The organism is Uliginosibacterium sp. H1, from assembly GCF_036017065.1.
Lineage (GTDB): Bacteria > Pseudomonadota > Gammaproteobacteria > Burkholderiales > Rhodocyclaceae > Uliginosibacterium.
The window spans coordinates 2,034,322-2,058,287 of record NZ_JAYXHR010000001.1 but is presented as its reverse complement, the minus strand read 5'-3'; the positions used below and the strand labels follow the sequence as shown (position 1 = coordinate 2,058,287).

At 68.0% G+C, this 23,966-nt stretch carries 19 protein-coding genes; all 19 read left to right on the top strand.

Annotation, left to right across the window (positions count from 1 at the left end):
- Positions 1–193 precede the first annotated feature (193 nt).
- On the top strand, positions 194–1,180 hold the full coding sequence (locus VVD47_RS09310) for an HAD family hydrolase (RefSeq protein WP_327603131.1): 987 nt from the start codon (positions 194–196) through the stop codon (positions 1,178–1,180).
- Between the two features lie 148 nt (positions 1,181–1,328).
- The gene (locus tag VVD47_RS09305; protein ID WP_327603130.1) at positions 1,329–2,918 is read left to right on the top strand and encodes an arylsulfatase; all 1,590 of its coding nucleotides are present in this window, start codon (positions 1,329–1,331) and stop codon (positions 2,916–2,918) included.
- A gap of 209 nt (positions 2,919–3,127) precedes the next feature.
- Complete coding sequence (locus VVD47_RS09300) at positions 3,128–5,710, top strand: fused MFS/spermidine synthase (protein WP_327603129.1); 2,583 nt, start codon at positions 3,128–3,130, stop codon at positions 5,708–5,710.
- Positions 5,707–6,591 carry a transporter gene (locus VVD47_RS09295; RefSeq protein WP_327603128.1) on the top strand — a complete coding sequence of 295 codons (885 nt, stop codon included), beginning with the start codon at positions 5,707–5,709 and terminating at the stop codon, positions 6,589–6,591. The genes VVD47_RS09300 and VVD47_RS09295 overlap by 4 nt, the downstream gene beginning before the upstream one ends.
- A 130-nt stretch (positions 6,592–6,721) precedes the next feature.
- Positions 6,722–7,741, top strand: a complete 1,020-nt coding sequence (locus tag VVD47_RS09290) for a DUF1254 domain-containing protein (RefSeq protein ID WP_327603127.1) — start codon at positions 6,722–6,724, stop codon at positions 7,739–7,741.
- 21 nt (positions 7,742–7,762) lie between these two features.
- On the top strand, positions 7,763–8,740 hold the full coding sequence (locus VVD47_RS09285) for an AAA family ATPase (protein ID WP_327603126.1): 978 nt from the start codon (positions 7,763–7,765) through the stop codon (positions 8,738–8,740).
- Positions 8,741–8,751: 11 nt separating this feature from the next.
- The gene (locus tag VVD47_RS09280; RefSeq protein ID WP_327603125.1) at positions 8,752–9,747 is read left to right on the top strand and encodes a DUF58 domain-containing protein; all 996 of its coding nucleotides are present in this window, start codon (positions 8,752–8,754) and stop codon (positions 9,745–9,747) included.
- Complete coding sequence (locus tag VVD47_RS09275; protein ID WP_327603124.1) at positions 9,740–10,285, top strand: DUF4381 domain-containing protein; 546 nt, start codon at positions 9,740–9,742, stop codon at positions 10,283–10,285. Before VVD47_RS09280 ends, VVD47_RS09275 begins: the two co-directional genes overlap by 8 nt.
- Positions 10,272–11,312 carry a vWA domain-containing protein gene (locus VVD47_RS09270; RefSeq protein ID WP_327603123.1) on the top strand — a complete coding sequence of 347 codons (1,041 nt, stop codon included), beginning with the start codon at positions 10,272–10,274 and terminating at the stop codon, positions 11,310–11,312. The genes VVD47_RS09275 and VVD47_RS09270 overlap by 14 nt, the downstream gene beginning before the upstream one ends.
- Positions 11,313–11,315: 3 nt before the next feature.
- Complete coding sequence (locus tag VVD47_RS09265) at positions 11,316–12,980, top strand: VWA domain-containing protein (RefSeq protein WP_327603122.1); 1,665 nt, start codon at positions 11,316–11,318, stop codon at positions 12,978–12,980.
- Positions 12,981–13,654: 674 nt separating this feature from the next.
- The gene (locus tag VVD47_RS09260) at positions 13,655–14,899 is read left to right on the top strand and encodes a BatD family protein (protein ID WP_327603121.1); all 1,245 of its coding nucleotides are present in this window, start codon (positions 13,655–13,657) and stop codon (positions 14,897–14,899) included.
- Positions 14,900–15,102: 203 nt separating this feature from the next.
- Positions 15,103–15,504 (top strand): response regulator, encoded by a 402-nt coding sequence (locus VVD47_RS09255; protein ID WP_327603120.1) that lies wholly within the window; start codon positions 15,103–15,105, stop codon positions 15,502–15,504.
- A 46-nt stretch (positions 15,505–15,550) separates the two neighbouring features.
- Positions 15,551–16,159 (top strand): hypothetical protein, encoded by a 609-nt coding sequence (locus VVD47_RS09250; protein WP_327603119.1) that lies wholly within the window; start codon positions 15,551–15,553, stop codon positions 16,157–16,159.
- Positions 16,160–16,261: 102 nt separating this feature from the next.
- Entirely contained in the window at positions 16,262–18,838 is a 2,577-nt protein-coding gene (locus VVD47_RS09245) for a hypothetical protein (protein ID WP_327603118.1), read from the top strand.
- Between the two features lie 125 nt (positions 18,839–18,963).
- Positions 18,964–19,839: a SphA family protein gene (locus tag VVD47_RS09240; protein WP_327603117.1), complete on the top strand. Its 876-nt coding sequence runs from the start codon at positions 18,964–18,966 to the stop codon at positions 19,837–19,839.
- A gap of 66 nt (positions 19,840–19,905) precedes the next feature.
- The gene (locus VVD47_RS09235; protein ID WP_327603116.1) at positions 19,906–20,700 is read left to right on the top strand and encodes a hypothetical protein; all 795 of its coding nucleotides are present in this window, start codon (positions 19,906–19,908) and stop codon (positions 20,698–20,700) included.
- Positions 20,701–20,789: 89 nt separating this feature from the next.
- The gene (locus VVD47_RS09230; RefSeq protein WP_327603115.1) at positions 20,790–22,202 is read left to right on the top strand and encodes a DUF1254 domain-containing protein; all 1,413 of its coding nucleotides are present in this window, start codon (positions 20,790–20,792) and stop codon (positions 22,200–22,202) included.
- A 40-nt stretch (positions 22,203–22,242) separates the two neighbouring features.
- Positions 22,243–22,698 (top strand): glycine zipper 2TM domain-containing protein, encoded by a 456-nt coding sequence (locus VVD47_RS09225; protein WP_327603114.1) that lies wholly within the window; start codon positions 22,243–22,245, stop codon positions 22,696–22,698.
- Between the two features lie 13 nt (positions 22,699–22,711).
- Positions 22,712–23,956: a BamA/TamA family outer membrane protein gene (locus tag VVD47_RS09220; RefSeq protein WP_327603113.1), complete on the top strand. Its 1,245-nt coding sequence runs from the start codon at positions 22,712–22,714 to the stop codon at positions 23,954–23,956.
- Positions 23,957–23,966: the final 10 nt, after the last annotated feature.

The window sequence follows — 23,966 nt, the reverse complement described above, 5'->3', positions numbered from 1 at the left end:
CTGTCGCGACGGGCTTCGTCATTCCGCTCGTCCGTGGCGCTTGCACCAAAGTGCAAAGGGCTCGGCACCAAAGGACGATGCGGCTTCTTTCGCTTCAGCGCACCCTCGCGGCACGGCAAAACTGGAGGGTCGGGGCATGAGGCGAGCAATGGGAGGAACGGGAGCAGCGGGAGGAGTGGGAGGAGTGGGAGGCATGAAGCGTCTGTGCCGGTTCGGGATGCTGCTGCTCTCCCTGTGCATGCTGCCCGGCATGGCGCAGGCGGCCGATCCCCTGCCGTCCTGGAATGCGGGGGCGAGCAAGCAGGCCATCACGAAGTTCGTCGCCGACGTGACCCGCAAGGGCTCGCCGAAGTACGTGCCGCCGGCGGAACGCATCGCCGTCTTCGACAACGACGGCACCCTGTGGTCGGAGCAGCCGCTGTACTTCCAGTTCGTCTTCATGCTGGACCAGGTGAAGGCGGCGGCGCCCCAGCACCCGGAGTGGAAGGACAACCCGGCCTTCAAGGCGCTGCAGGCCAACGACTTCGCCGCGCTCGCCCAGCACAAAAAGGAAGCGCTGGAGCTGCTCGCGGCCGCCAACAGCGGCATGACGGTGGGCGAGTACGACAAGACCATCCGCGACTGGCTGGCCAGTGCGCGCCACCCGAAGTTCAACAAGCCCTATACCGAACTGGTCTACCAGCCGCAGCTGGAGTTGCTGAAGTACCTGCGCGCCCACGGCTTCAAGACCTACATCGTGTCCGGCGGCACCATCGACTTCATGCGCCCCTGGTCGGAGAAGGTGTACGGCATTCCGCCCGAGCAGGTGGTCGGCTCCAGCCAGCTCATCAAGTTCGAGCTGCGCGACGGCAAGCCCACGCTGGTGCGCGAGCCGAAGATCGATTTCGTCGATGACGGCCCCGGAAAGCCCATCGGCATATATCGCAACATCGGCCGCTGGCCGATGCTGGCCTTCGGCAACTCCGACGGCGACCAGCAGATGCTGCAGACCGTGGCCGGCCGGCCCGGTGGCGGCCTGGCGCTGATCGTCCACCACGACGACGCCGAGCGCGAATTCGCCTACGACCGTACCTCCCACATCGGCAAGCTGGACAAGGCGCTCGACCAGGCGAATGCCGACGGCTGGACCGTCGTCAGCATGAAGCGGGACTGGAAGCGCATCTATCCCGGCGGCAAGTGAGCGCCGCGACCGGCACACCCACCAACACCCCGACCATCCACGACGCCGCAACGGCGTACCGCAGGTTTCTGCAACCCCGCCGCACTGCGGCAACTGACAGGAGGGCGAAATGCCATCTGTATCCAGACTCAAACGCGGTTTGCTCGCGATGGCGGTTCCGCTATTCGCCTGTGCCGCATTCAGTCCGCAGGCTGCCGCGCAGTCGGGCGGAAAACCCAACATCCTGGTGATTTTCGGTGACGACGTAGGCCAATCCAACATCAGCGCCTACACGCATGGACTGGTCGGGTACAAGACGCCCAACATCGACCGCATCGCCAAGGAAGGCATGATGTTCACCGACTACTACGCGGAGAACAGCTGCACGGCGGGTCGTTCCACCTTCATCACCGGTCAGTCGACCTTCCGCACCGGCTTGTCCAAGGTGGGCCTGCCGGGCGCACCGGTGGGTCTTCAGGACCGCGACATCACCATTGCCCAGGCACTCAAGGCGCAAGGCTATGCGACGGCGCAGTTCGGCAAGAACCACCTCGGTGACCAGGATCGCTTCCTGCCGACCAAGCACGGCTTCGACGAATTCTTCGGCAACCTCTACCACCTCAACGCGGAAGAGGAACCCGAGCGGGCCTACTGGCCCAAGAATGACCCCGGCTTCCTGAAGTTCTACAACCCGCGCGGGGTGATTCGTGCCACCGCCGATGGCAAGGTAGAGGACACCGGTCCGCTCAACCGCAAGCGCATGGAGACCATCGACGATGAGACCACCGGCGCCGCGGTGGAGTACCTGAAGAAGCAGGCCAGCGGCAAGCAGCCCTTCTTCCTGTGGATGAACTTCACGCGCATGCACGTCTTCACGCACGTGCGCCAGGAGTACCGCGGCAAGGCCGGCCTCGGCAATGGCCATGAATACGCGGACGGCATGTGGGAGATGGACCAGAACGTCGGGAAACTGTTGAAGACGCTGGACGACACGGGCCTCACCAAGGACACCATCGTCATCTTCACGACCGACAACGGCCCCAACTTCTTCACCTGGCCGGATTCGGCCAACACGCCATTCCGCAGCGAGAAGGATTCCAACTGGGAGGGCGCGTTCCGCGTGCCGGCGATGATCCGCTGGCCGGGCAAGGTCAAGCCGGGCGAAACCAGCAATGCGCTGTTCTCCGGCCTGGACTGGTTCCCGACCCTGCTTGCCGCGGCGGGGGATACGACGATCAAGGATCGCCTGCTGAAGGGCGCGAGCGTCGGTGGCAAGAGCGCCAAGGTCCATCTCGACGGTTACAACCAGCTTCCGCTGCTGACCGGGCAGACCGACAAGAGCGCGCGCAATGAGTTCTACTACTTCGACGACGATGCCGATCTGGTAGCGATGCGATACGACGTACTGTTGCCGGGGGCCACGACGCCGACGTCCTGGAAGATCGTCTTCTGCGAGCAGCGGGCGCCGGGTGGCATGGAGATATGGAAGGAGCCCTTCACCTGCCTGCGGGCACCCAACCTCTACAACCTGCGAATGGACCCGTATGAGCGCGCCAGCATGGGACCGACCAATTCCTGGCACCAGATGGAGACCGAGAATCCCTACGTCCTGATCGATGCACAGCGACGCGCAGGCGCTTTCCTGCAGACCTTCATCGACTATCCGCCCAGCCAGATTCCGGCGAGCTTCACGATCGACCAGATCGAGGAGAACGTGAAGCGGCAGGTACGCGAGAGGATGGAGTCGCAGAAGAAGTAGCGGTAGCGACGGCATGCGACGGTCTCCGGCTCCGGAGACCGTCGTGCCTGGCGGATCAAGCGGTATCGGGGCAGGGAGTCTGACGATTGAGCAACTCTTCACGCGTCATCGATGAACGGTCCGCCGCCGTCGAGCCCCCGCATGCGCCAGCGGAAGCCGCATCGCGTATCACCGCCCATGCGCACTTCTCCCCGACACACAGACCGGCCGTGATCGCATTCCTTCTTTTCTCGTCCGGTACCGCGGCACTGATCTACCAGGTGCTGTGGATCAAGCAGCTGTCCCTGGTCGTCGGCGTGGATGTGCACGCGGTTGCGACCGTCATCAGTGGATTCTTTGCCGGGCTGGCGCTGGGCGCGGCCTGGATCGGCCGGCGCGTGGAAAACAGTGCCACGCCCATGCGCGTGTTCTCCGTGCTGGAAGCCGGTGTCGCAGTGCTGGGCGTCCTGCTGACGCTGGGCCTGGCGCACGCCGCGCCGGCCTACGCGCGACTGGAGGCGCAGGCCGGCGTCGTCGCCATGCTGTTGCCATTCCTGGTCATCGCACTGCCGGCCGTCCTCATGGGCGGCACCCTGCCGGCGCTGATGCGCGCCTGGCGTCCGCAGCAGCAGCGCGTGGGCGCGGTGGGGGGTGGCCTGTATGCAGCCAACACCGCCGGGGCCATCGTCGGCGCCCTGCTGGTGCCCTTCCTGCTCATTCCCGCGTTCGGCGTGCAGGGCAGCGCCCTGGTCGCCGCCGCCATCAACCTGCTGATGGCCGGCCTGGCATGGGGCTTCGCGCGCAGGCTGCCGTCGCCGGCCGAGCCTGGTGTCGTGGCAGAGGCCGTAGCTGCCGCGCCCGCTGCTACCGCGGTGAACGCGAAGCGCGGCAAGACGACGGTGCGTGACGCCGCGTCATCGGCGACGTCCTCGGATGCGGCAGCGGCCTCGCCGGATGCGGCATCCGCCCGTCGCGCGGTGCGTCTCTACGCGATCGCCGGGGGCATCGCGCTGGGCTACGAAATCATCTGGTCGCAGGCCATCGTGCAGTTCATGAGCACGCGCAGCTTCGCCTTCGCGGTGATGCTCGCGACCTACCTGGCGGGGCTGGTCATCGGCAGCGCGATCTACGCGCGCTACGCCGACCGCGCGCGCGATCCCTGGGGTGTCTTCGGCCTGCTGGTGGCCGGCGCGGGCCTGCTGTCCCTGCTGCTGTTCGCCGGACTGGGTTCATGGCTGCCTTTCCTGCAGGGCGAGGCGGCTGCCGCCGTGCGCAGCCTGTCGGACTCCCCGCTGGCGGCGATGTCCGCGCGCTTCGCGGTCGCAGCGGTCTGCATCGTGCTGCTGCCCACGCTGCTGCTGGGCGCCGCCTTCCCGGCGGCGCTGCGGCTGGTGGTGAACGCCGACCGCGCCGGGCGTGACACCGGCAGCGTGCTGGCGCTCAATACGCTGGGCGGCATCGTCGGCAGCCTGCTGGTGGGTTTCGTGTTGCTGCCGAAGCTGGGGCTCATCCACGCGCTCGGCGTGCTGGCCCTGTGCGCGGCGGCCGTCGGTGTCGCGGCGGTACTGCCCGGCTTGCAGCTGCGCAGCCTGCCGCGGGTGGCCACGCTGGCCGTCGCGGTGCTGGCCGTGGTCAGCGTCGCCATGACGCCGGCGGACCGGCTGGCCAGCATGCTGGCCGCCTCGCGCGGGGGCGAGCTGGCGTTCTACGAGGAAAGCCGCGGTGGCACGGTGGCGGTGGTGGCGCAACGCAGTGCCGGTGGCAACGAGTTCCGCCGCCTGTACATCCAGGGCGTGTCGAACTCCGGCGACGCCATGACCTCGCAGCGCTACATGCGCCTGCAGGCCTTGCTGCCGCTCATCGTGCACGGCGGCGAGCCGCGCTCCGCGCTGGTCATCGGCCTGGGCACCGGCATCACGGCCGGCGCCCTGCTGTCCTACCCGGACCTGGAGCGGCGCGTGGTGGCCGAGTTGCTGCCGGCGGTGCTGCGTGCCGTGCCGCAGTTCCAGGGCAACAACGGCGTGGCGGGCGACTCGCGCATGGACATCCGCCTGCGCGACGGCCGCCGAGAGTTGCTGGCCAGCGACGAGCGCTACGACCTCGTCACGCTGGAGCCGCCGCCGCCTTCGGCTGCCGGCGTGGTCAACCTGTACTCGCGCGACTTCTATCGCCTGGCCGCGTCGCGTCTCAACGACAAGGGCATCGTGGCGCAATGGCTGCCGCTGCCCACGCAGAACGACGAGGACACCCGCTCGCTGGTGCGCAGCTTTCTCGACGTCTTTCCGCATGCCTCGCTGTGGACCACCGAGCTGCACGAGATGCTGCTGGTGGGTTCCCTGCAGCCGCTGGAGCTGGACGCGGCACGCATCAGCGCGCGCTTCGCAAGACCGGAAGTGGCCGCTGCCCTGCAGGCCGTCGGCATCGCGTCGCCCGCTGCGCTGCTGGCCACCTGGGTGACGGATCGCAAGGGCCTGGAGCGCTATGCCGGGGATGCCGCGCCGGTGACCGACGACCGCCCGCGCATCGAATACGCCGGCTGGGTCCGTCGCAACGAGATTGCCGAAGTGCTGCCGAGGCTGATCGAACTGGAGACGCCGGTGCCGCTGCGCGGCGCGGACGAGGCGCTGACCAAGGCCATCGAACGCGAGCGCGACAACCTGCTGATCTTCTACGAGGCGGGCCTGTATGCCTACGCCGGCGACCGCACCAACTGGCTGCAGTCCCTGCAGTACGTCATGCGTCGCGACGGCGACAACCCCTATTACCAATGGGTGGCGGGTGCGCCACAGAAACAGACAGGAGAAAAGCAATGAGCCAGCAGCGTTCCGGCGGCAAGTCCGTTCGAGAGAGAACACACGTGTCAGGTCGGGTCATCTTCCGGGGCGGGCTTGCCGCGGGCATCGCGCGTTGCGCGCTGGTGGTCGCGGCGGCCGGCGTCGCGTCGGGTGCCGTCGCGCAGCAGAGCGACGAGGACCTGGCCAAGAGCCTGTCCAACCCGGTGGCCGCGATGATCAGCGTGCCCCTGCAGTACAACTACGACCAGAAAATCGGCCCTGCGCGCGACGGCGACCGATCCACGCTGAACATCCAGCCGGTAGTGCCGATCACCCTCGATGCCGAGTGGAATCTCATCTCCCGCACCATCCTGCCGGTGATCAGCCAGAAGGACGTGGCGCCGGGCGCGGGCTCGCAGAGCGGCATCGGCGACATCGTGCAGAGCTTCTTCTTCTCGCCGGCCAAGCCGACCGCGAGCGGCCTGATCTGGGGCGCTGGCCCGGTACTGCTGTTGCCCACCGGCAGCGACGACGAACTGAGCGCCCGCAAGTGGGGCCTCGGGCCCACCGCCGTGGTGCTCAAGCAGAGCGGGCCGTGGACCTATGGCGCGCTCGCCAACCACATCTGGTCCGTGGCGGGTGACGACCAGCGTTCAGATCTGAGCAACACCTTCCTGCAGCCCTTTCTCGCGCACACGACGAAGGGGGCATGGACGTTCGCGTTCAACACCGAGTCGACCTACGACTGGCGGGCGAACGAGTGGTCCGTGCCGCTCAACCTGACGGTGGCGAAGCTCACCAAGGTCAGCGGCCTGCCGGTCAGCTTCACCGGCGGTGTGCGCTACTGGGCGGACAGCACCGAGAGCGGGCCGCATGGCTGGGGCCTGCGCTTTGTGGTGACCTTCCTCTTTCCGAAGTGAGTTGGACCGTGCTCATCAACCACGCGTCGGGCCGGGGCAGGGGGAACCGGCCTCACTTCGCGCGATTTCAGAGCGTCGTAGCAAGGGATTGCAATAGAAGGCCCTGGATATGCCAACCATGGAGTTCGTCATGAAATTCACCTTACTGCTTGTCGGCTCGATCCTGGCGGGAGCTTCCGCCGTACATGCGCAAACCGGTGGCACGGTGCCCGTGACCATCGACAACTTCGCGCGCGCCGAGAGCGACCTGTACATGAGCAACCTCATCAAGGAGGGCGGGCTGGGCAGGTTCACCCATCGTCGCGAGCCGGCAAGCATCGAGCACCAATCCGTGATCCGCCTCAATCGCGACACGCTCTACTCCTCGGCGGTGTTCGATCTGGACGCCGGACCCGTCACGGTCACGCTGCCAGATGCGGGCAAGCGCTTCATGTCCCTGCAGATCATCAACGAGGACCACTACGTCCCGCTCGTGGCCTATGGCAAGGGCAGCCACACCCTGACGCGCGACAAGGTGGGGACGCGATACGTGGTCGCTGGCGTGCGCACGCTGGTCGATCCGGCCGATGCGAAAGATGTGGCGCAGGTGCATGCGCTGCAGGACGGCATCAAGTCCAGCCAGAAGAGTGTCGGCAAGTTCGAGATACCGGCCTGGGACCAGGCCAGCCAGAAGAAGGTGCGCGATGCGCTGCTGGTGCTCAGTTCGACGACCACGGGTTTCCAGAAGGCCTTCGGCACGAAGAAAGAGGTCGACCCGGTGCGCCACTTGTTGGGCACGGCCGCGGGCTGGGGCGGCAACCCGGACAAGGACGCCACCTACCTGAGCTTCACCCCGCCGAAGAACGACGGCACCACGGTGCACAAGCTGACGGTGAAGGACGTCCCCGTCGACGCCTTCTGGTCGATCAGCGTCTACAACGCCGAAGGCTATTTCCAGAAGAACGAGCTCAACGCCTACTCGCTCAACAACCTGACCGCGAAGCGCGACGCCAACGGCGCGGTGACGGTGCAGTTCGGTGGTTGCGACGGCAAGGTGGCGAACTGCCTTCCAATCGTGAATGGCTGGAACTACACGGTGCGCCTGTACCGCCCGCGCGCGGAGATCCTCAACGGCAAGTGGAAGTTCCCCGAGGCGCAACCCGCAAGCTGATTCCTGACGGAGCCTGAAGACATGAACGCACGTGCAGACATCGAACAGCTCATCCAGCACATGGAAGCCTCCATCAAGGGGCAACAGGCGCTGATCCGCCAGGTGGTCATCGGCCTGCTGGCGAACGGCCACCTGTTGCTGGAGAGCCTGCCCGGCCTCGCCAAGACGCGCACCGTGCGCGCACTGGCGGCCAGCCTGGACGCCGACATGCGACGCATCCAGTTCACCCCGGACCTGTTGCCCGCCGACGTGACCGGCACCGACATGCTGTACCAGGAGGGCGGCAAGAACAGCTTCCGCTTCCAGCCGGGGCCGCTGTTCGGCAACCTGATCCTCGCCGACGAGATCAACCGCGCGCCGGCCAAGGTGCAGTCGGCGCTGCTGGAGGCGATGGAGGAGCGGCAGGTGTCGGTGGGTGGCAACACGCATGCGCTGCCGCCGCTATTCATGGTGCTGGCGACGCAGAACCCCATCGAGCAGGAAGGCACCTATCCGCTGCCGGAGGCGCAGATGGACCGCTTCCTGATGAAGGTGGTGCTGGACTACCCGAAGCCGGAGGACGAGCGTGAAGTACTGCGGCTGGTGCGTGGCGAGGAAGCCACGCCCGCCGGTGCCGCGCGGCAGGACGGCGCCCGCGTGCCGCAGGAGTCGGTGTTCACCGCACGCCAGGAGGTGCATGCCATCCACGTCGCCGAGGCCATCGAGCGCTACATCGTCGACCTGCTGGGTGCGACGCGCGGGCCGAAGAAGTACGACGACACGCTGGCGAAGTGGATCGCCGTCGGGGCCAGCCCGCGTGGTGGCATCAGCCTGGACCGCGCCTCGCGCGCCCATGCCTGGCTGAACGGGCACGACCACGTGACGCCGGACGACGTGCGCGCCGTGGCGCTCCCGGTGCTGCGCCATCGCATCAGCCTGTCCTACGACGCGCAGGCCGACGGCGTCGACGCCGACACGGTGCTGAAGAAGCTCATCGATCTCGTCGCCGTGCCGGCCTGAGGTCGCATCGAATGGCCCGCGCCGCCACCACGGATCTGCAGCCGTCTCCCGGCAGCACCGGCACGGATATCGGCACGGTGTGGGTCGACGCCGCGTATCTCGCCCGGCTGGCCTACAGCGTGCAGGGCCTGGCCTTCCTGCCGCGCCAGCCGCGGGCCAGCGTGCTGGCGGGGCGGCATGCCTCGCGCATGCGCGGGCGCGGCCTCAACTTCGAGGAGTTGCGTGGCTACCTGCCCGGCGACGACGTGCGCCACATCGACTGGAAGGCCAGCCTGCGCACCGGCCACCCGCTGGTCCGCGTATATACCGAGGAGCGCGACCGGCCGGTGCTCGTCGTCGTTGACCAGCGCATGTCCATGTTCTTCGGCTCGCGCCGCGCGCTGAAGTCGGTGGTGGCGGCGGAGCTGGCCGCGTTGGCGATGTGGATCGCGCTGCAGGCCGGCGACCGCGTCGGCGCGGTGATCTTCAACGACAGCGATACGCAACTGGTGCGCCCCCTGCGCAGCCGCGCCCGCGTGCATGGCGCGCTGGGCGAGCTGGCGCGCATGAACCAGGCGCTGCACGCCGGCTCCGCATCGCGCCCGGTGCCGGGGCAACTGGACCGCGCGCTGGAGAGTGCCCTGCGCCTTGCGCCGCACGACTGCCTGGTGTGCGTCGTCAGCGACTTTTCGGGCGCCACGCCGCGCAGCCGGCAGTTGCTGCGCCAGCTCTCGGCGCACAACGACGTCATCGCCGCGCTGGTGTTCGATCCATTGGCGCGGGCGCCGCATCCCGGCCGCGAACGGCTGGTCGTCACCGAGGGTGACCTGCAGGTGGAGCTCGACATGGGCGCCAGCGCGGTGCGCGAGCCGATCGAGAAGTTCTTCTCCGGCCGGCTGGTGGAAGTGGCCGAGCTGTTGCGCCACAGCGGCGTGCCCATGATGGCCTTCGACACCGAGGCCAGCACGCTGGAGCAGTTGCGCCGGTTCCTCGGTCGTCGTCCTGTGCAGGGGAGGGCGCATGGCTGAGGGCCTGGTCCACGCCACCGGTGCCGACGTCGGCAGCGCCTCGGCACCGGCAGCGCTCAGGGGCCTGCAGGAGATCGCGCTGCCTGCGCCGCCATCCTGGCTGCCGCAGACCTGGGGATGGGTCGTCATCGCCGCGCTGGTTCTCGCGCTGATTGCGTGGATCGCGTGGCGCGTCTGGCGCCATCACCGCGCCAACCGTTACCGCCGTGAAGCACTGGCGGAACTCGGCCGCATCGAGCAGGCGCTCACGGCCCGGGGTGAGGACGGAGAGAGCCGGGCGCAGGCACTGGTCGCGCTGCCGGCGCTGGTCAAGCGCACCGCGCTGGCGGCCGCGCCGCGTGCGCAGGTTGCCGCGCTGAGCGACGCGCAATGGCTGGCTTTCCTGGACCGGACGCTGCCCGGCAAGGCCTTCAGCGAAGGGGCCGGCCGCGTGCTGCCGGCACTGGCCTACGACCCCCGTCCGCCGTCGGCGGACGCCACGCAGGCTCTGGTTACCCTGGTCCGGCGCTGGATCGCCCACCACCATGTTCGCGTTTGATTTCCTGTGGGCCTTCGCGCTGTTGCCGCTGCCACTGCTCGTCTGGTGGTGGTGGTCGCCGTACCGTGAGCGCACCGAGGCGCTGCGCCTGCCGTTCTTCGACGAGGCCGCGCAACTGGCCGGGCAGACGCCGGCGCCCGGCGCGGTGGTGATGAAGCCCGGCTGGCTGCTGCGCCTGGTCGGCCTGCTGTGCTGGCTGCTCATCGTGACCGCCGTGGCGCGGCCGGCGTGGGTGGAGCCGCCCATCGAGCGCATCGAGGCCGCCCGCGACCTGATGCTGGCGATCGACCTGTCGCAGTCGATGGAGGCGCGTGACTTCACCAATGCGCAGGGCGCCCGCGTGGACCGGCTGGTCGCGGTGAAGGGTGTCGTGCGCGACTTCATCGCACGCCGCAAGACCGACCGCATCGGCCTGGTGGTGTTCGGTGCCAGTGCCTTCCCGCAGGCCCCGCTGACCCTGGACCACGACAGCGTGCTGATGCTGCTCGACGAACTGCGCATCGGCATGGCTGGCCCGCAGACCGCGATCGGCGACGCCATCGGCGTGGCGGCGAAGATGGTGGAGAAATCGAAGGCACAGGAGAAGGTGCTGATCCTGCTCACCGACGGCAACGACACCGCCAGCAAGGTGCCGCCCGAGCATGCGGCGGCGGTGGCGAAATCGCTGGGCCTCATCATCCACACCATCGGCATCGGCAACCCGAATGCGACGGGGGAGGACAAGGTCGACCTTGCGGCCCTGCAGCGCCTGTCCACCGCCACCGGCGGACACTCCTACCGCGCCGAGAACCGCGCCGCGCTAGAGCAGATCTACGCCACGCTGGACCGCATCACGCCCGAGAAGGCGAAGCGCGAGGTGCACCGGCCCAAGCGCGAGCTGTACTACTACCCGCTGGGGGCGGCCGGGCTGCTGCTGGCGGGCTACCACCTGGTCGCCGCGCTGGCGTCGCTGCTGCGTCGGGGGGCTTCGCGTGCGGCCGCACCCGTCGCGGCTACGGTTGCTGCCACGGCCACATCGAGAAACTGAGCGATGGACGTCGTGGACATCAACCTCGCCGCCTTCCACTTCCTGCGCCCGCTGTGGCTGCTGCTGGTGCCGGCTGCCTTGCTGCTGTTGTGGCTGTGGCGTCGCGCCACCGACCAGCGCAGGCGCTGGCGTGACGTGATTGCCCCGCACCTGCTGGAGCGCATGCTGGTCAGCGACGCGGCGGGCTGGCGGCTGCGGCCGGCGCACCTGGTCGCCGCCAGCCTGTGCGTGATCGGCGTGGCGGCGGCCGGGCCCACCTGGCAGAAGGAGCCGCCGCCGTTCACCGACGACAAGGCGCCGATGATCGTCGCGCTGGACCTGTCGCGCAGCATGGATGCCACCGACATTCCGCCCACCCGCCTGGAGCGCAGCAAGCAGAAGGTGCGCGACCTGATGAAGCTGCGCGCCGGTTCGCGCACCGGCCTGGTGGTCTACGCCGGTACCGCCCACATGGTGTTGCCCCCGGCCGAGGACCCGGCCCTGATGGAGTTGTTCCTCGCCGCGCTGGACACGCGGATGATGCCGCGCAGCGGCAAGAACGCGCGGGCGGCGCTCGACGAGGCGGAGCGCCTGTTGCGCAAGGAGACCGCGGCCGGCACGGTGGTGTTCATCACCGACGGCTTCGACCAGGCGCAGATCGCCGGCTTCGCCCGGCAGGTGCAGGCCAGCCGCCACCAGGTGCTGGTGCTGGCCGCCGGCACGGAGCAGGGCGGCCCCATCCGCACGCCGGATGGCCGCGTCGCGCTGGACGCCGGCGGCCGCCCGGTGCAGGGCACGTTCGACGGCGCCGCGCTGAGGCGGCTGTCCGACGAGGCCGACGTGCCGCTGGCCAGCCTGACCCTGGACGAAGACGATGTCGAATGGGTACAGCGTCGCGCCAGGCGGCACATGGAAGAAGCGCAGGAGAAGGACGCCGAGGTGCGCTGGCGCGAGTTCGGCTACTACCTGTGCTTCCCCATCGCGCTGCTGGCCGCGCTCGGCTTCCGCCGCGGCTGGGTGCTGCGCTGGACCGCCTGCCTGCTGCTCGGCATCGCTCTGGCGCAGCCGCAACCTGCGTGGGCGGCCGACGGCAGCGCGGCGGCGACGCAGGTGAAGCAGTGGTTCATGGATGCGTTGCTGACGCCCGACCAGCAGGGACGCTGGCACTTCGAGCACGGCAACTACCCGGCCGCGGCCGCGCACTTCCGCGACCCGATGTGGCAGGGCCGGGCGTACTACCGCGCCGGCGACTACAACGCCGCGCTGACCGCCTTCGCGCGCCTCGACAGCGCCGAGGCCTTCTTCATGATGGGCAACTGCTACGCGCAGCTGCACCTGTACCCGCAATCCATCGTCGCCTACGACCACGCCCTGGCGGCGCGCGCCACGTTCCCGGAAGCCAGCGCCAACCGCAAGCTGGTGGCCAGCCTGATCCCGAAGGAGAAGAAGGACGACGGCGGCGAGGAAGGCCCGGACCTTCCGCCGGACCAGATCAAGTTCGACAACAAGGACGGCAAGGGCAAGGAGAAGCAGGTCGACATGGCCGCGTTGAGGAAGCAGAGCGCCGAGCTGTGGATGCGCAACCTCAAGGTGTCGCCCGCCGACTTCCTGCGCCAGAAATTCCAGATCGAGGCCGCGCGGCCGGAGCCCCGTACGCCGACGCCTCCTGCGGGTGGGGTGAAGCCATGAGAGGGCTGACGGGCGTCATGTGCGGGCTGTGGCGTTGGAGTCGGCGTTCGCTGTCGGCACTCGCGGGCAATGGCGTCCGGTTGCTTGGGTTGGGGTCGGTGCGAAGTGAGGGCTCAGTGCGGATCTCTGCACCGTTGCATCTTTGGCGGAGGACGGTGGGTTGCTTCGCGAACCCATCCAACGTGCGCCCAGAAGTCGGTCGCGGTAGTGAACGTCGCTGGATTCCCGCTTTGCGAGCTTCCGGCATTCGCCGGAATGCCTGCGAAACCCACTACGCTGGAATGACGGAGCTTTCCCAAAGTAACGGGTTCTGGCACTACCGTCGCAAGGGGTGTCGGCCTGCAGGCACCGGATTCTCCGCATCGCAGCCACTGCACGATCAACAAGCTCCGTCATTCCCGCGAAAGCGGGAATCCAGCGACGTTCAGCGTGGCAAGAGTGTCGCAGCCGTTTCCGGTTGGCCTCGCGCGATGGGGCCGGCCCGAAGCGACAACCCACCGCCGACCTCGCCATTCGCACCTATGCGCCACACAGCGGTGGCTTGCTTCGCGAGCCCCCCCGACGTCCGCATACCCGCGTCCCCCGCACCCGCATTCCGCATCACCTTGTGGCAACCCATCGCGACACTGATCGCTTCGCTTTGCCTCGCACTCCCACCCGCCCACGCCGCACAGATGGCACGCGCCCATCTGCAACCCGCCGGCGAGGTCATGCCTGGCCAGCCGGTCACGCTGGTCGTCGACGTGCTGACCGATGGCTTCTTCACCGGTGCGCCGACCTATCCCGCGCTGGACATTCCCGGCGCCATCGTCACGCCACCCGGCGACGAGAGCGTGCGCCTGAACGAGACGATCAACGGCAAGCCCTGGTTCGGCATGTCGCACCGTTACATCATCACGCCGCAGACCGGTGGTGAGCTGCAGGTGCCGGCGCTGTCCATCACGGTGAAGCTCGGGCCCGGCGGCACCAATGCGACGGTGCGCACCGCGCCGCTGACGATCCACGTCAAGGCGGTGGAGCGGCCACCGGGGGCGGAGAACGCCATCGGCTCCACGCGCATCGTCATGAAGCAGACGCTGGACCGCAAGCTCGATGGCCTGAAGCAGGGCGACAGCTTCACCCGCCGCATCGAGGTGGATGCCGATGGCGTACAGGCCATGATGCTGACGCCGGTCGGGTTCCCGCCGGTGAAAGGCCTCGCTACCTATCCGGTGCAACCGGTGGTGGAGGACATCCTGGGGGACCGCAGCCACTTCATTGGTGGCCGGCGTGTCGATGCGGTGACCTACGTCGCCCAGCAGCCCGGCGACTACGAATTGCCCGCCGTCAGCCTGCAATGGTGGGACCTGCGCGCCGGGCAACTGCGCAAGGCCGAGGTGCCGGCCCTGAAGTTCAGCGTGGCCGCGAATCCCGGCTACCAGCCCGCGTTCGCGCTCCAGGCCGAGCAGTCGGGCGCGGTCGTGGCGCCGGTCCGGCACCGTGACTGGCACCTCGCGCTGGCGGTCCTGCTGGCGGTGGGCGCGGCGCTGTTCACAGCGTGGTGGCTGTACCCGTGGGCCAGGTCCTGGTGGCGGCGTGCGCAGGCGCGTAGCGCCGGACGTCGCGCGGCCTACGAAGGGTCCGAGGCCGCGGCGTATGCCGCCTTGATGAAGGCCGACGGCGACGCGGCCTGGTCGGCGCTCTACCGCTGGGTGGGCCGGCTGCCGGCGGCGCCCACGCCGGCCACGCTGGAAGAGGCGGCCCGTCAGCGCGGCGACGTGGAACTGGCGCATCAGGCGGAGGCTCTGCTGGCCGCGCACTACGCCAGCGCGGCGAAGCCGCAGGGTGCCCGCGAGCTCACGGCCTGGGCGAAAAAGCTGCGCAAGGCTTCGCATGCCCGCCAGCATGAAGCCCCCGCCTTGCCACCGCTCAACCCGTGAGAAGTGAGGCCCCTGTGCCGATGAAGGCTTCGCCAGATCCAGTCGACGTCCGCCATGTGCAGGCAGCCGTCCCGGCCTTCGATCTGTCATGCAGCCTGGGCCGTTCGCCTGGCTTGCACCAAAGTGCATGCACGTCTGCCCCCTGGGACGCTGCGCATTCCATTGTCTTGGCATAGCGTAGCGGTTCATCGAGAGAGGTCCACATGGCCGAGGAACCCCGGCGCGTTGTGATCGTGGAAGACGACGCCAGCTTGCGGCGGGCCATGCAACGTCTGCTGGCCGCCAGCGGGCTGATGGTCTCGTCGCACGAGAGCGCGGAGTCCTGCCTGGTCGGCCAGGACATGCGCAGCGCGGACGGCTTCGTCATCGACCTGCACCTGCCCGGCGTGTCGGGGCTGGAGCTGGTCAGCCGGCTGCCGCAGGGCCTGTCGCGTCGCTGCGTGCTGATCACCGCCTACGACGACGCCGCGACCCGCGAACTCGCCGGCCAGTTCGAGACCATGTACCTCGTCAAACCTTTCGAGGGCGACGTCCTGCTGCAGGCCGTGGCGCAGGTGCTCGACCGTCCGCTGTTGCGACTTCCCCCGACTTCCTTACCTCACTAGGTGCAACGCTGCACCGCTCATCCACAGTCCACAGGAGAAACACACCATGATCAACCGCATCCTCCCGGCCCTGGCCGCCGCCCTGGCGATCTCCGCAACCTGGCTGCCGACGGCGGTCGTCGCGCAGGACAAGTACGTCGCCGCCGACATGGCTGCCGGCGAAGTGCAGGCCGAGCTGATCGTGGAGGCCAAGGACGCCACGCGCCGCCTGCTGACCCTGCGCGACCGCAATGGCCGCGCCCACGAGATGTACGTGAGCGAGCAGGTGAAGGCCTTCGACAAGGTGAAGGCGGGCGACGAGATCGTCGTGAATTACCGGGCCGCCGTGGCCATCGCGCTGAAGAAGGACGGCAAGGGCCAGCGCGAGCTGGTGGAGGCGACGGCCTCCGGCCCGCTCACCAACTACGAGACCGGCCGCCAGGTGACCCAGCGCACCACGCTGACCGCCGCCGTGGAGGCCTATGACACCAAGACGCAGATCGCCACCCTGCGCGGCCCCAAGGGCCGCGTGGTGGACGTGAAGGTGGTGGACCCGGTGATCGCCAAGGACCTGAAGAAGGGTGACCAGGTGGTGGCCGTCGTCAGTGAATCGCTGGCCATCGCGCTGTGGCCGAAGGCCGAGGTCGACGCCGCCCGCAAGGCTGGCGCCAAGTAAGCAAGGGCTGGTGCGGCTACGACGCGACCGGTGACCTGCCGGTCGCGATGCGGCAGGGCGTCTGATGTGGCGTATCGACGGCTCGCCGGCAGGAGAACACCGATGGACATGACAACACGAGAGGCATGCCGTCGTTCGCGGGCAGGCGTCGCGAGCATTTTTGCTTTTGTGGTGCTGGTGATCCTGCCGCTGCCGGTGCCCGCGCAGACATCGGCGCGCAGCGCGTCCGCGCCCGCCCCGGCCGGCGAGGCGCCCTGGCCGCTCACCACCAGGGCCGGTGAGCGCACGCTGAGCGTCTATGCGCCACAGCTCGACAGCTGGGACGGCTTCACCCTGCAGGCGCGCGTCGCGGTGCAGGCGGTGACCGGGGACAAGCCACCGCGCAGCAACTTCGGCGTGCTGAACCTGGAGGTCTCCACGCTGACCGACAAGGCCAGCCGCATGGTGAGCATGGAGAACGTGAAGCTGGCGAGCGCGGAGTTTCCATCGGCGTCTCCGGACGAGGCGAAAGCCTGGTCGGACGCGGTCATCAAGGCGCTGTCCGCCCGTCACACCCGCATCGCGATGGACCGGCTGGAGTCGCAGCTTTCCGTCAGCGGGGCGGCCACGAGGAATGCCAAGGGGCCGCTGAAGAACGACGCGCCGCGCATCATCTTCTCGCAGGTGGCGGCGATGCTGATCTACATCGACGGCGAGCCGAACTACCAGGCGTTCGCCGGCACGCCTTACCAGCGCGTCATCAACACCCGGCCGCTGTTATTGCGCGAGCCCGGCGGCACGCTGTACCTGAAGGTGTTCGACGGCTGGATGAGCGCGGCCAGCCTGCAGAGTCCGTGGACGGTGGTCGGCAGCCCGCCGGCCTCGCTGGACGCAGCCTTCCGGCTGGCGAGCGATCAGAAGCTGATCGACCCGCTGAGCGGCCAGACCGACGACAAGTCGAAGCCGCCGTCCCTGCAGCAGAGCGCCCCGCAGATCTACGTGGCGACCGCGCCCACCGAACTGGTGGTGACGGACGGGCCGCCGAAGTACGTGCCGGTGCAGGGCACGCAACTGCTGTTCGTGGAGAACACCAGCGGCCATGTGTTCAAGCACATCGCGGACAACAGCACGTACGTGCTGATCAGCGGACGCTGGTTCCGCGCCACGCAGGAGACCGGCCCTTGGAGCTTCGTGGCGGCCAACGCGCTGCCCGCCGACTTCGCGAAGATTCCCGACGACAGCGCCAAGGAGAACGTGAAGGCGTCGGTCGCCGGGACGCCGCAGGCACGCGAGGCGGCCATCTCCGCCAGCGTGCCGCAGACCGCCGCGGTGAAGGTCAGCGGCACGACGATGGAGCAGCCGAGGTTCGACGGTGCGCCGGTGCTGCGGCCCATCGCCGGCACCAGCCTGCAGTACGTGGTGAACACCTCGGTGCCGGTCATCCAGGTGGATGCCAGCACCTACTTCGCCTTGCAGAACGGAGTGTGGTTCACGGCGCCCTCGCTGGACGGCCCATGGACCGTGGCCTTGTCGGTGCCGGTGGCGATCTATGGCATTCCGCCCAGCTCGTCGCTGTACTACGTGACCTACGTGCGCATCTACGGCTATGGCAACGGTGTGGTGTACGTGGGCTACAGCCCCGGCTACACCGGCACCTACATCGACCCGGTGACCGGCGTGGTGGTGTACGGCACCGGCTACTACTACGACCCCTGGCTGGGCACCTACTGGTACGGCGCGCCGGTGACCTACGGCTACGGCGCCGCGGTGGCCTACACCCCCTGGGGTGGCTGGGCCGTGGGCTTCTGCTTCGGCTGGGCCTGGGGCGCCGCCATGATGTCCATCGGCTGGGGCTGGGGGCCCTACCCCTACTGGGGGCCGTGGGCCTATCCGGCATGGGGCGTGGCCTGGGGTGCGCGTGGCGGTGCGGTGGCCTGGGGGCCGGGTGGCTGGGCGGGCTATACCGGCAACATCTACTCGCAATGGGGCAACCGCGCGACGGTGTCGCGCGCGGCCGGCGGCTACAACGCGTGGACCGGCAACGCCTGGGCGGCGCAGGTGGGGCGCTCCTACAACTCGCGCACCGGCATCGCGTCGGCCGGGCAGCGCGGCGCGGTGGCGAACGTCTACAACGGCAACTTCGCGGCCGGGTCGCGCGGCGTGGCGACGGGGCCGGGTGGCAACGTGGTGGTCGGCGGGCGCGGCATCGCCGGCAATGCACAGACCGGCAACGTCGCCGCCGGTGGCGGTGGTGCCGTCTACAACAAGGACACCGGGCAGTGGACGACCTTCGGCCACCACACCGGCGCCGGGGGCGGCCAGGTGGCGCACGTCGGCGACAACGTCTACGCCGGTCGCGACGGCAACGTGTATCGCCACACGGATGGCGGCTGGGAGCAGCACACCGGTAATGGCTGGTCGTCGGTGCCCGGCAGCGCGCAGGGCGAGGCGACACGACAGGCCGGCGGCGGGCTGGGCGCGGAGCGCAACGCCAACCCCGGTGCCTCACGCGAGGCCGGCCAGGGCCTGGGCGGCATGCAGCAGCTCGACCGCGACCGCGCCGGCCGCGAGCTGGGCGCACAGCGCGCCCATGACTTCCACACCAACAACGCCGGCTTCGGCCGCAGCTTCGGCGGTGGGGGTGGCCGCTTCGGCGGCGGTGGTCATTTCGGTGGCGGGGGTTTCAGGGGCAGACGATGAAGCGTTCAACTCTCCAGGCGCCCGGATGTGAAATGCATCGCGGGGCGTTTTCTCGCCGCCTGCGCAGGAGCGCAGCCGTCTGCGCCGTTCTTGCAGGAACGATGGCGCAAGCGGACGAGAGTGGCATGAGCTTCTGGCTGCCTGGCCAGTTCGGCAGCCTTGCCGCTGTGCCGACCGCGCCGGGCTGGTCGCTGGGCACGGTGTATTACCACGTGTCCGCAGATGAGGGCTCCAGCCACGCCACCCAGCGCGGCGGTCGCGTCACCGCGGGTGCCGATGCCAAGGCCGATCTCGTTTTCGTGGCGCCGGCCTATGCCTTCGCCGACAAGGTCCTCGGTGGCCAGCTCGCGCTGTCGGGAATCATGGCGGTGGGAAACAGCAAGCTGGACGTCAGCGCAACGCTGAGCGGGCCACAAGGCAATGTCATTGGTGGTGGCACCGGTGAATCGCTGTTCGGCGTCAGCGACTTCTATGGTCTGGGCTCGCTGAAGTGGAACAGCGGCGTGCACAACTTCATGGCCTACACCATGGTCGGCGCACCGGTGGGGTCCTACGACGCCAATCGCCTGGTGAACATCGGCCTCAATCACTGGTCGCTGGATGGCGGTGGTGGCTACACCTATTTCGACAGGAAGTACGAATTCTCGGCGGTCGCCGGCTTCACTTACAACTTCGAGAACCCCGACACCGACTACCAGAGTGGTGTCGATTCACACCTCGACTGGGGGGCGTCGTACTTCTTCCGGCCAGATACCCATGCAGGACTGGTCGGCTACTTCTACCACCAGCTTACGGGTGACAGCGGCAGTGGGGCGCGCCTGGGCGACTACAAGTCGCGGGTGAATGCTGTCGGCCCGCAGATCGGGCATTTCTTCAAGGTCGGCAATGCGCTGTGGTACGCCAACGTGAAGGGCTACTACGAGGCCGGCGCGCAGAACCGGCCCGAGGGCTGGAACCTGTGGTTGTCGATGTCGATTCCGCTGGGGGCAGGCAAGCCCTAGGCGCCTTGCGTCCATCGCTTGCGCCTGGATGCCTTGTCTTTCCACGCAGCACAAAGGAGTAACGCCATGTCCCATCTATCGATACCCAGGCTGTGCGCCGTCCTGATGGTCAGCGGTGTCGTCGCGAATGCGCAGGCGCAGACCGCCAGCAGTGCGGACATGAACAACTCCAACAACCCGCTGCATCCGGCGGCGGGCCTGAACTTCCAGGACCAGTACGTCGGCAGCTATCACGACCTGGACGACAAGGACTCCAATGCCTTCCTGCTGCGCGGCATCCTGCCGCACAGGCTGTTCGGCGCACCGCAGATCATGCGGGCGACGATGCCTGTCGTCACCTCGCTGGACCTGCCGCCGGATGGCCGGACGACGGGTACGGGGGACCTCAACATCTTCGACATCATCCTGTTCAAGGCGGGCAACGTGCAGGTGGGTATCGGCCCGCAGATCACGATGCCTACCGCGAGCGATGACACGCTCGGCACCGGCAAGTGGCAGGCCGGCCTGGCGGGTGCGGTGATCGCACCGCAGAGCTGGGGGCTGCTCGGCGGTCTGGTCACCTGGCAAGCCTCGTTCGCGGGCGACGATGACCGTCGTCGCCAGAACAACGCCATCGCGCAGCCCGTCGTCATCTACAACCTGCCTGCGGGTTGGTACCTGCGCAGCAGCGCGACCTGGACCTTCGACCTCGAAACGGATTCGCACTACATCCCGGTCGGCCTGGGGGCCGGCAAGGTGTGGAAGTACGCCGGCACCACCTGGAACGCTTTCGTCGAGCCGCAGTGGACCGTGGAGCACCACGGACCGGCGGTGCCGCAGTTCCAGGTTTTCATGGGTCTGAACCTGCAGTTCCCCTTGTGACCCTTGCCGTCTGTACGGCCCCACCGGACCGGCCTTCGACGGCTGCTGGAAGCCGGGTGACTTTGAACGCGTGAAGTGAGGATCGGATCGTGAAGAACATACTGACCAAAGCACTGCTTGCGCTGTGCGCGCTGGGCTCCCAGGGTACGCAGGCACAGGAGTCGAAAGGCGCCGCGGTCGACCCGCGCGTCGTCGAGCGTCGCGCGATCGAGGCCGTCATCTGGGGCATGCCGGCGGTCAACACCGAACTGATGTTGCAGACGATGTTGAAGGTGACGTCCGGGAAGGAGAACGAAATCCTGTACTGGTCGAAACCGCCGCACTGGAAAAACCAGACCCTGACGCCCAACCCGGATGCGATCTACCTCATGACCTTCGTGAACACGAAGACGGCGGGCCCGCTCGTGGTGGAGATTCCGCCGGCGGAGGGTGGCTCACTGGCGGTGAACATCGTGACCACCTGGCAGATGCCGCTGGAAGATGCCGGCCCCGAAGGCGCCGACAAGGGGCAGGGCGGCAAGTACCTGATCCTGCCGCCGGACTACAAGGACACGCCGCCGGAGGGCTACATCGTGCTGCGTTCGGACTCCTACGGCGGCTTCACCCTGATGCGCTCCAACCTGGCCGGGCACGGCGATGCCGACATCAGCAAATCGGTGGAGTATGGCAAGCGCATCAAGGTGTATCCGCTGTCGCAGGCAGCCAATCCGCCCGCGACGCGTTTCACCGACGCCAACGACGTGTTGTTCGACGCCACCATCCGCTACGACGCCAGCTTTTTCAAGACGCTCAACGACGTGGTGCAGAAAGAGCCCTGGATACAGCGTGACCGGGCGATGATCGACCAGTTGAAATCGCTGGGCATCGAGAAGGGCAAGCCTTACCAGCCGGATGCGAAGACCACGAAGATTCTGGATGCCGCGGCGAAACAGGCCCGCGCCGAACTGGCCGCGCGGTACGACCAGGGTTTCGTCCGCATGGTGCCGGAGTACCGCTGGTTCGGCGCCGCCCTGCCGGAAATGGCGCGCGCCGCTTCCAGCGGTTATGCAGACCCGGACCAGTACCCCGTCGATTCGCGTGGCGTGAGCTATACGCTGGGCTTCACCGGTATCAAGCACCTGGGTACTGCGCAGTACTACCTGATGGTCGCCAAGGACGGGAGTGGAAAGAACCTGGACGGCGCGAAGACCTATCGCCTGCGCGTACCCGCGAATGTGCCGGTCAAGCAGTACTGGTCGGCCACGGCGTACGACCGCGAGACGCATGGACTCATCCGCAACATGTCGCGCGCCAGTGTTGCTTCGACGTCGACGGGCGTGCAGACCAACAGCGATGGCAGCGTGGACGTGTACTTCGGCCCCAAGGCGCCGCCTGGCAAGCAGGCCAACTGGGTGCCCACCGATCCGAAGCGCAGGTTCGAGTTGCTGTTCCGCCTGTACGGGCCGGAGAAGGCTTTCTTCGACAAGGAATGGAAGCTGCCGGACGTCGAGCCGTACCGGTAGTTGATGATCCTCTCATCCAGACATGAAAAAGGAGTCCGCCATGCTCATCACATCATCGTTTCCAGCCTTGCTGTCAGCCCGGCTCGCGGCTTGCTTCGCCATACTGGCGCTGGCGGCCGGCTGCGCGCAGTCCCCGCCGCTCGGCGAGACCCAGGTGCGTTACGGCCGCATCTCGCGTATCGACAACGTGCAGATCGACACGCCGGCGCACATGGGTATCGGTGCCATCATCGGCGGTGTGGCGGGGGGCGTGCTGGGGCATCAGTTCGGCGCGGGCTCCGGCCGTGACGTGGCGACCGTGGCCGGTGCGCTGGCTGGCGCCGCGGCCGGATCGGCGGTGCAGTCGAACGCGGAGAAGCAACCGGGGCAGCACATCATCGTGCAGCTCAACAACGGTGTTGCCGTCGGCATTACCCAGCCGTCATCCAACCTGCGCGTGGGGGATGATGTGCGGATCGAGGGCAGTGGTACGTCGGCGCGCGTGGTGCGCTACTGAGAGAGGACGCAGCATGTTCGGACAGACAGGACTGGAATCGACGGGACGGTTGATCGTGGGTGCGATGCTGGCCCTGGCATGGGGTGGCATGGCGCAGGCGCAGATGCAGGCGCCAGTCCCTGCGGCCGATCCCGCACCCGTGCCATCGTCGGTGTCGCCGGAGGCGGCCCGCGAGCAGGGCAAGCACTCGGTGTTCTTCGACCCCAAGGACGGCCAGCTCGACCTGTCCGAGTGGCTGCTGACGAAGAAGGGCTTCCTGCCGGTGCCGATCATCATCACCGAGCCGGCCGTGGGTTACGGCGGCGGCGTGGCGGTGGCGTTCTTCAGCCAGTCGATGGCCGAGGCGGCCGCGCAGGCCAGGAACACCGGCCACGTGACGCCGCCGGACATCTACGGCGGCGCCATCGCGGCGACGGAGAACGGCACGAAGTTCGGCGGTGGCGGGGCGATGCTGTCCTTCCTCGACGACCGCTGGCGCTATCGCGGCGGCGTGGGCTACACGGACGTGAACCTCGACTTCTATGGCATCGGCAGCCGCTTCGGCAAGGACTACAAGATCGGCTACAACCTGAAGGGCCTGATCTCGTCCCAGCAGGCGATGTACCGCCTGGGCGCCAGCAGCAATTTCCTGGCCCTGCGCTGGATCTACATCGACATGGACAGCACCTTCGACGTCAATCGCCTGCGGCCGGACCTGCCGGAGCCGTCGTTCGCGTCGAAGAGCTCCGGCCTCGGCCTGTCGTTCGAGCACGATTCGCGCGACACCATGTTCACGCCGTCGCGCGGTGCGCTGGCGGCATTCGACACCATGTTCTACGCACCGGCCTTCGGCAGCGACGAGACCTTCCAGACCTATCGCGGCCATGTGTTCGCCTACACCCCGGTGGGCAGCGCGGTGGTGCTCGGCGGTCGCCTGGACGGGCGCCTGGCACGCGGTGACGTGCCCTTCTACCAGATGCCTTTCATCGACATGCGTGGCGTGCCGGCGGCGCGCTACCAGAACGACAACATCGCGCTGGCCGAAGTGGAGGCGCGCTGGAACGTGACGCACCGCTGGGGGCTGATCGGCTTCGCGGGCGTCGGGCGGGCCTGGGGCAACGGCACCAGCTTCGACGACGCCGGCAACAAGTTCTCGAAAGGCGCGGGCTTCCGCTACCAGATCGCCAGCGTGCTGAAGCTGTGGATGGGCATGGACTATGCGTGGGGCCCGGACGGCGAGCAGGCTTTCTACATCCAGGTGGGCAACGCCTGGCGCTGAGGTGTGTGGG